13 protein-coding genes and 2 pseudogenes are annotated in these 12697 nt (G+C 38.2%); 8 read left to right on the top strand and 7 right to left on the bottom strand.

All coding sequences use genetic code 11. The features are described 5' to 3' along the window. From BLV40_RS26950 to BLV40_RS26935, 4 genes and pseudogenes are all read left to right on the top strand, one after another. Window positions 1-186: pseudogene (locus tag BLV40_RS26950) on the top strand (ABC transporter ATP-binding protein); the annotation flags it as partial. Next, window positions 183-1382 carry an ABC transporter permease gene (locus tag BLV40_RS26945; protein WP_090695668.1) on the top strand — a complete coding sequence of 400 codons (1200 nt, stop codon included), beginning with the start codon at window positions 183-185 and terminating at the stop codon, window positions 1380-1382. The pseudogene BLV40_RS26950 and the gene BLV40_RS26945, both read left to right, overlap by 4 nt. 133 nt (window positions 1383-1515) lie before the next feature. Beyond that, a complete protein-coding gene (locus tag BLV40_RS26940; protein WP_090695666.1) occupies window positions 1516-2211 on the top strand; it encodes a YknW family membrane protein in 696 nt (231 codons plus the stop codon). A gap of 216 nt (window positions 2212-2427) precedes the next feature. Beyond that, the gene (locus BLV40_RS26935) at window positions 2428-2895 is read left to right on the top strand and encodes a sigma-70 family RNA polymerase sigma factor (RefSeq protein ID WP_090695664.1); all 468 of its coding nucleotides are present in this window, start codon (window positions 2428-2430) and stop codon (window positions 2893-2895) included. 101 nt (window positions 2896-2996) lie between these two features. Here the strand turns inward: BLV40_RS26935 and BLV40_RS26930 are convergent, their stop codons facing one another. Continuing rightward, on the bottom strand, window positions 2997-3476 hold the full coding sequence (locus BLV40_RS26930) for a competence protein ComK (RefSeq protein WP_090695662.1): 480 nt from the start codon (window positions 3474-3476) through the stop codon (window positions 2997-2999). A 301-nt stretch (window positions 3477-3777) separates the two neighbouring features. On the opposite strand from BLV40_RS26930, the gene BLV40_RS26925 reads away from it, so the two are divergent. After that, window positions 3778-4179 (top strand): DUF4359 domain-containing protein, encoded by a 402-nt coding sequence (locus tag BLV40_RS26925; protein WP_026593995.1) that lies wholly within the window; start codon window positions 3778-3780, stop codon window positions 4177-4179. Between the two features lie 20 nt (window positions 4180-4199). Here BLV40_RS26925 and BLV40_RS26920 read toward each other — a convergent pair whose 3' ends face one another. Continuing rightward, on the bottom strand, window positions 4200-4415 hold the full coding sequence (locus BLV40_RS26920; RefSeq protein WP_090695660.1) for a DUF2922 domain-containing protein: 216 nt from the start codon (window positions 4413-4415) through the stop codon (window positions 4200-4202). 28 nt (window positions 4416-4443) lie between these two features. Further along, on the bottom strand, window positions 4444-4668 hold the full coding sequence (locus tag BLV40_RS26915) for a DUF1659 domain-containing protein (protein ID WP_026593997.1): 225 nt from the start codon (window positions 4666-4668) through the stop codon (window positions 4444-4446). A 110-nt stretch (window positions 4669-4778) separates the two neighbouring features. Here BLV40_RS26915 and BLV40_RS26910 point away from each other — a divergent pair, with 110 nt between their 5' ends. Beyond that, a complete protein-coding gene (locus tag BLV40_RS26910) occupies window positions 4779-5264 on the top strand; it encodes a VanZ family protein (protein WP_026593998.1) in 486 nt (161 codons plus the stop codon). A gap of 39 nt (window positions 5265-5303) precedes the next feature. Here BLV40_RS26910 and BLV40_RS26905 read toward each other — a convergent pair whose 3' ends face one another. The 4 genes from BLV40_RS26905 to BLV40_RS26890 form a co-directional block, all read right to left on the bottom strand. Beyond that, entirely contained in the window at window positions 5304-8060 is a 2757-nt protein-coding gene (locus BLV40_RS26905) for a DEAD/DEAH box helicase (protein ID WP_090695658.1), read from the bottom strand. Then, window positions 8044-9663 carry an SWIM zinc finger family protein gene (locus BLV40_RS26900; RefSeq protein WP_090695656.1) on the bottom strand — a complete coding sequence of 540 codons (1620 nt, stop codon included), beginning with the start codon at window positions 9661-9663 and terminating at the stop codon, window positions 8044-8046. Before BLV40_RS26900 ends, BLV40_RS26905 begins: the two co-directional genes overlap by 17 nt. Before the next feature lie 155 nt (window positions 9664-9818). Continuing rightward, a complete protein-coding gene (locus BLV40_RS26895) occupies window positions 9819-10091 on the bottom strand; it encodes a DUF3910 family protein (protein WP_090695654.1) in 273 nt (90 codons plus the stop codon). Window positions 10092-10178: 87 nt separating this feature from the next. Further along, window positions 10179-11069 carry a cell wall-binding protein EntA gene (locus BLV40_RS26890; RefSeq protein WP_090695652.1) on the bottom strand — a complete coding sequence of 297 codons (891 nt, stop codon included), beginning with the start codon at window positions 11067-11069 and terminating at the stop codon, window positions 10179-10181. A gap of 702 nt (window positions 11070-11771) precedes the next feature. On the opposite strand from BLV40_RS26890, the pseudogene BLV40_RS26885 reads away from it, so the two are divergent. Further along, a pseudogene (locus BLV40_RS26885) lies at window positions 11772-12064 on the top strand (BCCT family transporter); the annotation flags it as partial. A gap of 184 nt (window positions 12065-12248) precedes the next feature. Then, window positions 12249-12383, top strand: coding sequence for a hypothetical protein (locus BLV40_RS29705; RefSeq protein WP_090695650.1), 135 nt, complete (start codon window positions 12249-12251; stop codon window positions 12381-12383). The last annotated feature ends 314 nt before the right edge of the window (window positions 12384-12697 follow it).

Here is a 12697-nt window from a genome sequence, read left to right as displayed (position 1 = left end):
GATGAGCCAACTGGTGCTCTTGATACAAAATCAGGGGAACAAGTTATGGATATATTCACGAAGTTAAACGCAGAAGGTACGACGATTGTTATGGTTACACATGAGGAAGAAGTTGCGGCGTATTCTTCGCGCCGAATTGTGTTAAGGGATGGGAAAATTACAGAAGATAGAAGGTGTGCGGTATGAGTTTACTAGATAGTATCAAAATTGCCCTATCTTCTATTTTAGCTCATAAACTGCGCTCAGCACTTACGATGCTGGGAATTATTATCGGTGTCGGTTCTATTATTACTGTTGTTGCGATTGGGCAAGGTGGGGAAGCAATGTTAAAGTCACAAATTGCTGGTTCTGGTAATAATGTCATGCCAATCCACTTCGCTGCGGATATTAATGATCCGTATGGAATGGGAGCGAGTGAAATACCGAAAATAACGGAAGAAGACATCTTTGAAGTGAAAAAGCTCCCGGAAATTTCTCATGTCATTACAACAAATAATACGATGGAACCACTTGAAATTAATGATAAAAAAGAGATGGTTAATGTTATTGGACTAGATAGTGAGTATTTTGAAGTCAATAAGACGAAAGTAGTAAAGGGTCGCTCACTCAATGAAAACGATATTTCGCAAGGAAATAACGTGGTCATGATTAGTACGAAAATGGAAGATGAGTTGTTTAAGAAAGAGAATCCTGTTGGGAAAATTATTGAGATGAAGGGTCAACCGATGCAAATTATCGGTGTGTATAAATCAGAGAATTCGTTTATGGGAATGGGTCCTTCAGAGACGCTAGTTCCTCTTACATTATGGCCAACTTTATACGGAACAGATGAAATTCAAAGTATCGCTGTACAGTCAAAAAATGTAGATAGTTTGGAGACTGCCGGCAAAAAAGCAGTTGAAGTGTTAAATAGCCGTAAGCCAAGTGAGATTTCCGGTAAATATGAAATGGTGAATTTAAAAGAATTCCAAGAAGGTGTTTCGAAAGTAACAAGTATCATGACGATGATCATCGGCGGTATCGCTGGAATTTCATTAGTCGTTGGTGGTATTGGTGTAATGAACATCATGCTTGTATCCGTAACAGAGCGTACGCGTGAGATTGGGGTACGTAAAGCACTTGGAGCAACGCGCAGTAAAATCTTGCTGCAATTCCTAATTGAAGCCGTTATGTTAACGCTTCTTGGTGGATTAATTGGAATCGGCCTTGGCTACGGAGGCGCATATATTGTGTCCACATTTGCAAAATGGCCACCTCTTGTTTCATGGGAAGTTGTCGTTGGCGGTGTGTTATTCTCGATGACGCTCGGCATTATCTTCGGATTAATTCCAGCGAACAAAGCAGCGAAATTAGATCCAATTGAAGCACTTCGTTACGAATAGATTGCTAGTGTAGTAGAGGGGGCTCCTCTACTACACATACATAGTGTTCTGATGGGCGGTTCGCCGCCTCTAGTAAAGAGGATGCGAACCGCCCGTTAGAACGGGTTATATAAATACAAGGAGGTTTTTTAGAATGGAACCGAATGTTAATTCGCAAAAGGTTAGTGGAGAAAAACCATCTTTACTAGGAATGATCACATCTCCTGGCTTACAGTTTGAGAGAATGAAAGCGACTGATAAGGTTTGGGGTATGTTCTTTTTGGTTGCGTTGTTACAAGCACTTGTAAATGGATTATCTACATATGTGGTGCAATCATCGCCTGAGATGATGGAAATTCAGAAGAAATTTGGCACAGGCCAAGAAGAATCTATCGGATATTTAGTTGGTAAGTCAATCGGTTCAGGTTTTATTTGGATAATAATTGGAACTCTTATTGTAGCAGCTGTCTATAAAATCTTTATGATGTTTTTTGGAAATGATACTCCTTACAAAAAATTGCTAGCTATTATTGTATATTCAAGCATTGTTGTTGTTATTGGTGGACTTATTAATTCTCTTTTAGGTTTAATTTTTGGAAGTGGTGCAACTGGGTATACAAGCTTAGCACCATTATTTGACCAAGGTACTACAGGGTATGCAATTGGTAGTGTAGTTGAGATATTTTATTTATGGAATATCGTATTAATTTGGATTGGATTACAAATTACAGCTGGGTTAGGAAAAGTAAAAGCTGCGGTTCCAGTTGTTGTTCTCTTCATTATTAAAGCAGCGTTCTTAAGTTTAATTGTTATCGTATTAGCAAAGTTTATGCAAAGTTTCAATGGATAAGAATATATGCAGAAAACGGCTCGATCAGGAGTCGTTTTTTTTATTTTTGTATGTATTTGAAATACTAGGCCTCGTATTTCAAATTTCCTCTACAGATATTTGAAATTTCCCTATGCAGAATTTCAAATAACTCACCATGAAATCCGCTTTATCTTCTTATATTGTAAAGGTACCGCGGAATAACAAAGAGGTATACCTTTTAGAAATAGGCACGATATGAAACCGGCTACTTTTACAGAAACAGTTACGTTGTATGAAAAGATGATTAAAAATCAAATGAAGAGGCTTTGTCTGTACCGGGATTATGAAGAGTACTATCAATGCGGTTTAATTGGACTTTGGAAGGCATATGAAAAGTATGAGGAAGAGAAGGGGACTTTTTCAGCTTATGCATTCGTAACAGTGCGCGGATATTTAATAGAGAAGTTGAAGAAAGAAAGTAGATTTCAAAAGCGGCATACATTCGCTGGACAGGAAATTTTGCAAAATGTATGCGGAGCGGAAGCATCATCAGAAGTTCAGGATTATATGAGTTTGTTAGATGAGAAAGAGAAACATATTATTTACGAACGTTTTTATGTAGGAAAGAAGATACATGAAATTGCTGAAGAGATGGGGATGACGTATCATCAAGTGAGATGGGTATATCGGCAGGCGCTGGGGAAGATGCAGGCTGAGGTATAGGAAATATAAAATGGAGACAAGAGGATATCTTGTCTCTATTTCGTTTATCTTGCCTTAACGGGCAGTCAGAGCCCCGCGACTGATTAAAGTTTCACTTTATGCTAGAAATCGTTATGAAAATCATCAAGCATCATTTGAGCGATTAAATTACCAGCTTTTCTCCATTGCTGTTTCATTTTGTAGCAGGTTATGGGGAGAACTGCTGTTTCTTCATTATAAAAATGTAGTATTGCTTGATTATTCACGTCTTTCTTTATTACTTTAATACCTTTGTAGAAGACCCAGATGCAATCCCAAGCGGTAGGTGATTTTGTCGGAATGGCACAAATGAATCGCCGATGATTAATTGGGATCGGTGTATTTTGTCGTAAATCCCATTTTTTAATAATTGCTTTCCGTCTGCCTTCATATGTGGAATAATTGTGTAAGATAATCAATTCTTTTATTAGTTCTAAAGGTGTCTTAGGTGAGTAGAGAATTCCTTTGGTGGTATGGATTTGAGTACGATAAAACGGATCTTCATAAGACATCATCATCATTACGGTACTAGAAATAGCATACAGATTAGCTGGATCATGCACCTGAAAAGCCTCCCTTAAAAAATATTGGTTTTTACATATTTTAGTATATAGATGGAATATAAAAACAATTTTAATTATTTGTAAATATTTGTAAATTTAATTTTACCTTGTAAATAGTAAGTTTTCTGTATAAGTTCATTTTAATTTTTTGACATATAAGTTGTTTTGCATACGAAAATGAATCTATACTTTTTTACCTCTTAAAAAGAAAGAGTTTCTATCGCTTTTTAAGTTAGGTTTATATAATTTGCATCACTTGTACATATATATGAAAATAGAAACAGTTAGGCGGTGATAGAATATGAAACGGAAGTATATCATTATTATGGCACTTGTTGTCCTTCTTTTCGTATATTTAGCAAGCAGCAACCCAAGTAAAGGGGAATATACAGAATGGGCAGCAAAGCAATTTATGAATCGCAATGATATTAGTAAAAAATTAGCAGAGGTTGAAAAAGAAGATCCAGATGGGCTTGTTGGTGAACTTGCGACAATTGGTAAGAAGTTAGCGAAGAAATATGTAGAGCCACAAGTTGATGTGTTGATTAACCATTATACAAAGCGAAGCGATTATATTTTCTTCTCGACATATACGACAGAATTTACACTAGGGAAAGAAAATTATAAATATGTTTCAGTCGGGTTTTCTCATATTTTTATTCCGATTGAGATGCCGAAGAAAAAAGACGAAGCTGCAAAGTAATGCAGCTTCGTCTTAATCGTTTAAGGAGCAATTGTTACTTCGGATACTGTCTTTTCAACAAGGCGTGCTCCTTTTTTACGGGTATTTTCACCAAGTGATAAGAAAATTGTAGAGGAGAGAAGCGTGTCCATCACTTGGTTAATGTTTTGTTCATTCACAGGTGTAATCGGATTGTCGATAGAAAAGGCAACGGTTTTTCCATCCTCTTTCAAGAAAATGAGCTCAAGTACTGTCATTTTCATTTACCTCCTTTTCATTAGAATTTTACGGATTCGAGATGTCAGATGTGCTTAAAAGTTGAACAGCATGAAGCTTTAATTCTTGCAATGAAGCAAGTGCATGTGCAACTTCATGCACCTTTGCTACATCAGCGTTTGGTTTTACTCGTTTAAACTGTTTGTTTTTAAGAATTGCTTTCCCGTTTTTGTCTGTGCCGCCGTTTAGGACAAGGCGTAAGCTTAAATCAGTTACAATTGTTTCAATCGCCATGTTTTTCACCCCCTTTTCATCATATATATAGGGGGCAATGGTCATATTTTGGCGTGAAATTTTTTCTTTTTTTTGGTACTCTTAGAAGAATGAGAGAGGAGTTTCTACAGATGAATCGTAAAAGGTTAGTTTGGATTCCCGTTTTACTATGGATCGGGATTATTTTTTATTCTTCAGCGCAGCCGTATAAGAAGCAGGATATGCGCTCAGATATTGAACAGTACGTGAACGTAGAATTTGTGAAAGAACATTTTTCATGGGTATCCATTGATTACGGCGGAGGTACACCAGTTAGTATTGCGAATAAAGGTGTTGGCGGCTTTATTGAGTTTTTCCTGCGTAAGGGAGCTCATTTTATGGTGTTCTTTATGCTTGGAGCATTGGCATACTATGCATTGTATCGTTCAGGATGCTCGAGGAAGAGATCCTTTTTATTTGCACTTCTTTTTGTCGCTGGGTATGCAACATTCGATGAAATTCATCAATGGTTTACAGGTGACCGTACACCGATGTGGCAAGATACAGTTTTAGATACGTCGGGCGGATTGACAGGTATTATAATAAGTAATTGGTTTTGGTATAGAAAAAGGAGCTAACCTTTGGGGTAGCTCCTTTTTTTCATATATCGGCGGTTATTATACACCGAGTAGTTCTTTCAATTCGTCTGTTGATAGTTCTGTCATCCAGCTGTCACTTGTGATGATAGCGCTACTTAGCGATTGTTTACGCTCTAGCATTTCATCGATTTTTTCTTCGAGTGTACCTGTTGTAATGAGTTTATGAACGTGTACAAATCGCTTTTGACCGATGCGATAAGCGCGGTCTGTCGCTTGGTTTTCCACAGCTGGATTCCACCAGCGGTCGTAGTGAATGACATGGTTTGCCGCAGTTAAATTTAGACCTGTGCCGCCAGCTTTTAATGATAGGATGAAGATGTCGTATGTTCCATTTTGGAACTGTTCAATCATTTTATCGCGTTCTATCTTCGGTACACTACCGTTTAGGAAGAGAACACGTTGACCGAATTTCTCCTCTAATATTTTTTGTAACATATTTCCCATTCCGATATATTGGGTGAAAATTAAGCAGCTTTCATTTTGATCTTTTATATTTTCAATCAGGTCCATTAATGTTTGTGTCTTCATGGAGCGCTGCACAATATCTTTCGGTGAATCTTCTTTTAAATAAAGCGCAGGATGATTACAAATTTGCTTTAGCTTACTAAGCATCATTAGAATAAAACCGCGTCTTTCAATGCCTGTTAAGTTTTCGACGTTTTGTAGCGTGTCTTGTACGAGCTGTTCATAAAGTGATGCTTGTTCAGCTGTTAGCGGGCAGTATGCTTTCTGTTCTTGTTTTTCCGGTAAGTTTAATGCAACTGTTTGATCTTGTTTCGTCCGGCGTAGTAAGAATGGTGAGATGAACCTTTGTACTTGCTGGATTTTTGCTTCGTCACGATCTTTTTCAATCGGTGTTACGAAGCGACGCTGAAACTGACCTAGGCTTCCGAGATATCCGTGATTCAAGAAATCGAAAATAGACCATAGCTCTGCTAAACGGTTTTCCATCGGCGTACCTGTTAAAGCAATTTTATGATTTGCCCGCAATTGCCGAACAGCTCTTGATTGTTTCGTTTGCGGGTTCTTTATATTCTGCGCCTCATCGAGAATGATGGCATCCCAACATTGCGCGCTTAGCTCCTCTTCATCGAGTTGTGCTAATGCATAAGAAGTTAACACAATATCTGCATCTTGAAGGAAGTCCTTAAATGAATCACCTTTTGAGCGGTTGCTTCCATAATGTAGTTGCACTCGTAAGTTTGGCGCAAAGCGTTCAAATTCTTTCTGCCAGTTTCCAAGAACAGATGTCGGTGCTATTATGAGCGCCGGGCCTGTTTGGAGGCGGTTTTCTTTTACGTATAATAGGTAAGCAATGGTTTGAATACTTTTTCCAAGACCCATATCATCTGCTAGCAATGCTCCAAATCCGAGCTCTCGTAAATATAAGAGCCACTCTACACCATGCTCTTGGTAGGGGCGAAGTGTAGCTTGCAAGGAGGAGGATATTTGAACTTTTGGAATGTCTCCAATATGCAGTAGCTTTTGAAAGAGCTCTTCGTAATAACCATCTAGCTCAATTTCAATGTCTGTAAATGGATTGTCTTCTTCTACGATTTCTGCTTCAGCAGCGTTTGATAAGTGCTGCTGCAAGACATCCTTCATTTCAAGTCCATACTTATCTGCGCGCTTCATTAGTTTTTTCACTTCTTCAACAAAGGCAGGGTCGAGTCGCATCCATTGTCCGTTTAAATTAAAGAGTCGTTTGTTTTGTTCGACCAGGTCAAAAAATTCACTCTCTGATAGGTCGATACCATCTGTGGAAACGCGCCAGTTGAAATCGACGAGAGTGTTCATGCCGAAGAAGGATTGTGTTTGATTCGCATTCTGCTTCAGTTGAACGCGTAACTTCGGTTTTGTTGCCTTTAAATTCTGCCACCAAGATGGTAGTAGAATATCAACGCCGGTTGCTAATAATTCGTTACTTGCTTCTGTTAGGAAGCTCCATGCTTCTGTTTCATAAAGCTCAGTTCGAAAGTGATCATCTTCCTTAAGCCATGGAACGAGTTTGCCGAACCCTTCCTGCGTTTCTTGAATACGTTCTTCATAGCTATGCCATCTTTTTGGTAGTGAATCGATGCTAGTATATACATAGATCCGGTGTGCTCCGCGCTTTGTCGTAATAATCGTTTCAAGCTTCCACATTTCAAAGTCATCTTGCGGCTCTTGGAGGCGAAGACCGATTGTAAAGGGAAGGTCATCCTCAATGTAACCAATTTTTCGGAGCCAATCTTCTTCATGCATCGCTGCTGTAAGCTGTTTCTTCGTAAAATCATAGTGCTCATATAGCCTTTTTGCATCCTCCCAGCCATCACTCGAGCGCGTGTCCTGAAGAATACTTTCATTAATTGCCTGAGAGAAAAGTGATGATAGCGTATCATCTTCAGTTGAAACATTGTTCACTTTCCATGATGGGCGATCGGACCAGCTCTTCATATCAGGTATAAAGCTTCCAGTCACAAAGGCATCCCATAGTTCCTTTGCATCAGGTGTAAGTGTGGTAATGGGACCATTCATTTTCAGCCTGGCAAATGAATTCATTGGCCTGTTGGCAATATATTCAAATGCCTGAACGTTCGTTAGCATAATCCCACTTCGACCTTCATATGTAGCTTCTTTCAAGAAGGTGCCATAGAAGGAAGTCGAATGCCATGTGAAGGCATGTTGTTTCCAATCTTTTATAGGTAAGAGATTGCCGATTTCATCTTCTCCCCAAAGAAACCAACCTTGATTTACGTGCTGGAGCCGAATTGTTACTTCAGTTTGTATGATCATCGATTAATTTTCCTTTCCGGAGTTCTTCCTGTAGTGCTCTTAGGCGTGAATATGAGTTGGCGATATGGATAATGAAAGTGTGCCATTCATCTGTTCGTTTGAGCCGCTTATAGAGCATGCGTAATTTCTTTAAGTAACGGACCGCCCGGCGGTATGACTTGCGATTCCGTTCTTCAATTGCTTGTACGGCTGCGAGATGATAGAGCGGAAGAGCTGCATCTGGTGCTTCTTTTTCGATTTCTTTTAGTGGTTCTTTTAATAGTTCAATGGCTTCAAATCCGTACAAAAGATGAAGTTCTGTCCATGTATAATATTGTTTTTTTGCTAGTATATAGTGCTCGTAGTTTGTGAAGCTGTATGGCAATAGCTCTTGCAAAATCATTTCAAGACCAGCTTGTTCATTTGTGTGCGTTGCATATGTTTCATACATCATAATGAACAAACGGACGATATCTTTTATAAAAATAGGGTCGGCTTTATCTTTCATTGTGTTCTTCACTTGTTTATATGTGAAAGAAAGCCAGTTTTTGGCGCGTTCCCATTGCATAGTGCTCAGTAAATCTTCGAGCCAATCGAAATAAAGACCGACAACTTGCGCTGGTTGTGTTTCGAGCAAGTCCATAGCAGAATTGTCTTCTTGTTTTAAAAAGAATAGATGAGAAGCGGCGAGTGCTTTCGATAGTGGATGCATCTTCTCGTCAATTCGTTTTTCTTCTTCTTGTATCCAAGCTGTTTTTGCTAGTAGCTCTCCCCATATATGCCGGTAAATAAAGAATCTTTCCTGTGTATAGGAGTCGGTAGAGAAGAAAATATCATGCATTCGGCGAGCTGTTTCTTGCAAAATTGGTTCACTTTCAGCTGGAATTGATTCTGACTTCAAGTCACGTACAAGTGATTCAACTTTATCGACAAAGAGACGAACAACTTGAATTGGTTGGTGATAGGAATACTTTTTGTTTGTCTCAAAGTCGCTGGCTTCTTCTAATAACTTCTGAAAGCAAAAAAGTGCGCCGTGTAATTTGAACAATTCATGAATGGCAACGATGCGCGGTGCTTTTCGTTCTAATTTCATATAAAAGTCTGTAAAGATACTCATAAGAAAATACATTTGTTTATATGAGAGCCGTGCTTGTTCTTTTTTAAATGCGCCATATTCAGATTCAAAATATGCGTGCCAACTTTTAAAATCCGTTTCTTCAAATGCAGACGATTGTAATACTTGCCTTGCTGTTCGAATCGGAGGGAGTGATGGCTTCGTTTTATTTTTAAATAATGCTAATACTTCTCCCACTTGTCCGAAGCTAGAAGCAGCAGATAGTAAAACAGCAAGCATGTGCTCACATTGCGTCGGCGCAAAGCAATCACAATAACTTTCTGCGATATCACGAATCGGAATATGAACGCTATACACGTTCCCTTCAGCGTCTACGGTGCCTGATAACGTATAGCCATCAAAATCAACGTTGTAGACAAGACCGCTGCGATATAAGTGACGAGCAGTGGCAACATGTACTTGATCGGCTTCTTGCTGCGGATCAAGTCCTTGAACAAATTCATTCGCGATCATCATAATTTCATCTTTCGTAATTGAATGTTGCAGCATAATTTTCCTCCGTACAAAAGATTTCTTTCCTCTACCATTATAAACAAAAAGCTGTGAAAACAGAAAAAATGAATTTGCGAATCATATGTTGAAATGCGAAAAGACTATCTCTTTTAGAGAAAGAGATAGTCTTTTCGCATGATATATCGCCAATTCTACAAAATACGAAAAGCTTGTACATATGGATCCTGTAGAATTCTTTCTATTAATGGAAGCATTTCTTCTTGAAATGGTATATCAATTGGAAATGGTTTTTGTGATCCTGGCTTAATCCCGTATTGCACGAATTTATACTGAACCGATTGATCGTAATTGAGCACGATTAATTTATAGCGATTGTCATCATGCTCAAGTGAAAAATCAATTGTTGTCCCATCATGATGGGGCTTTGGTGTACCAATCCAATCTATTTTTGCATTCAGGTTCATATTGTAACCTCCTTATTGTTATTATAAAAAAATAAAAGCCAGCCCTCAAATAATAAGAGGACTGGCTGAATTTTTAGCAGTAATTGATTATTTTAAAATTTTCACTTTTACAGTTTTACGTCCCCATTTATCAGCAGCTGAATCAGAGCCAACTAGAACGTCGATACGGTTACCTTTAATTGCACCGCCAGTGTCACCAGCAATTGCTTCTCCATATCCTTCTACCCATACTTTTGATCCTAGTGGAATCACTTTCGGATCAACAGCGATCATCTTCATGTTTGGATTCGCTGTTAAGTCATGACCCATTGCAGTTAATACACGGCCACCATATGTGCCGCCATTTTCGCTCGGATGAGCTGTATATGCAGTCGCTACAACTGTTAGTTCACGGCCACCAGAAGGAGCGTTTGTTTCTGCTGCTTTTACTTGAGTAGCAGGTTTTGCTTGTGCTACTGGTGCTTCTGCTTTAGCAGGTGCTGTAGTTTTAGCAGGCGCTTCTGCTTTAGTAGGTACAGGCGTTTCTTGTTTTTCAATAACAGGTGCTGTACCTGTTAAGAAAGGAACATGAACGTAAGCTGTTTTCCCATTATATTCGAATTGTAACCACTCATTTTGTACTTGGTTCGTTGTTTCAATCATATCGTCTTTCTTAAGCGTACCAAGAATTTCTGAGTTTGTGTTCGCTTCAGCACGTACGTTTAATACGTTTGCTGTTACGTAATAGATGCTTTTTGTGAATTCTGCATTTACGAATGCGTCTTTACCATCTAATTTGATTTTTGACCATCCGTTTTCTGTATTTGTAACATCTAGTTTATGACCATTTAATACTTTGCCTACAACTTGTGATCCAGTAGTTGGGTTCTCTCGTACATTTAATACGTCTGTTGTTACAACAGTTTCTGCTTGTGCAGAAGTAGTGAAAATCCCAAGACCAAAAACTGCTGCTGTTGCTATACCAATTAATTTTTTCATGATAGCCTCCATTGCGTTTGTTTTCGTGTCCTCATTATAGCAACAGTTTTTTTCGGAATTTGGGAAAACACACAATTACAAACCATTCGTAACAAATCATTAATACTCTGTAATATAGAAAAAAATAATAGAAAGCGGTTTTCGTTCCATGTTTTTCGGAGGTTTAGTAGATATCTCTATTATTTGTAACTCAAAGGATGTTTTTCGATTAAGATAATAATGTTGCGCGATCGTTACGACATGGTTACTAAAAGGTTACATTCCTTGAGTAATTCGTCGATATATAACTAAAATAGTTATATAAACATAAACAATTTGTTTATTTGCTCACAAAGAAGTGCTATATCCTACAAAAACAACCGCATAATTGTTACAAAAAGAAAGGGGCGCAATCCGTGCATGTGCCTTTTTTACAACTGTAACACATCATTTTTTTGGAAAAACACACTTTTCCATTCGCATCTATCTCATACCAACGGACAGTCATACTCTTCTTTTCCATTCTTAAAGGGAATAAGGGGGAAGGAACTGTCTATCAAGAACTCAATTGGTGAAGGCTCATTTTTGCGGGGCGTAAGAAAATCACCACAAGAAATATTTCATTTTATCCAGCTATTCGTGAATAGCGATATGTGCATCTCAATATTTAGAGAAGATATCTCTATAAAAGCTTGATTGATGAGAGCAAATTATCAGTGTGGAATGAAGAAAACCCACTCACTAAAATTGTTGTTTATCCGATTTATCTCATTAACATTATGTATTGCAGGGGGGATTATTCCTGAGTCTGTTATTGGAAAAGGTAGTTTAGGAAATGTAACAGCTACAATCCAAACGGCGTTAGTAAGTAAGTTTGGTTCTCTATTATTTCTGTTTCTATTTTCTTAGGTTTAGCTATCTTTTTAATCTTTTCAAAATATGGTTCAATCCGTTTAGGGAAAGAGGACGATAAACCAAATCATAGTTATTTGACAGGGTTTGTGATTTTATTTAATTTGTCGCATATTGTCGGATATTCGCTGTAATGTGTAAACTATTGATATATTGACAAACATAATCCAAATTTGTGTCAAAAATTTGTCGGAAATGTGTTGTCACTTTTCCGTATATGTGCTATATTATTTATTGTAAGCGATTTCAAATGGTTTTTAAGCGTATTCAAGGGGGACAACTAGAATAATGAAGCGTTACGAAAGAAAGTGGAAGCATATTTGTTTGAAACGTGTGGCACATCGTAGTGTTCAAGCAAACACGGAACCAAAGACTGAGGTATCTAAAGAACAACAAGAGAAGCAATTGGTTTTACAAAAATAGCAGTCACTTTTTCGTATATAAATGAAAGTAGATCGTTCGTTGGGGGATGGACGTGAAAATTGCTTTCGACTAAGGGGTATTGTCCGATATATAGATTTTATAGTAAAAATAAGCACAGAGCATACGGCGCTCTGTGCTTATTTTTTTAATCAAACGTTTGTTTAATTTCATTCTAGCCGCTTGTGCTTTTATTGATATCCAGCCCCAGCGGCTAGAACAGTCGGTGGCTTCGCATCTTCCTACGAGGCAAAGAGCGCCTCTACGTCAGAAGCTCCATCCCCCTTCCATTCTGAACGAGCCGCTTCTACTTTTAT

The sequence above is a fragment of the Bacillus sp. 166amftsu genome (assembly GCF_900107445.1).
Taxonomy (GTDB): domain Bacteria; phylum Bacillota; class Bacilli; order Bacillales; family Bacillaceae_G; genus Bacillus_A; species Bacillus_A arachidis.
This window is presented reverse-complemented; position numbering and strand designations above follow the sequence as displayed.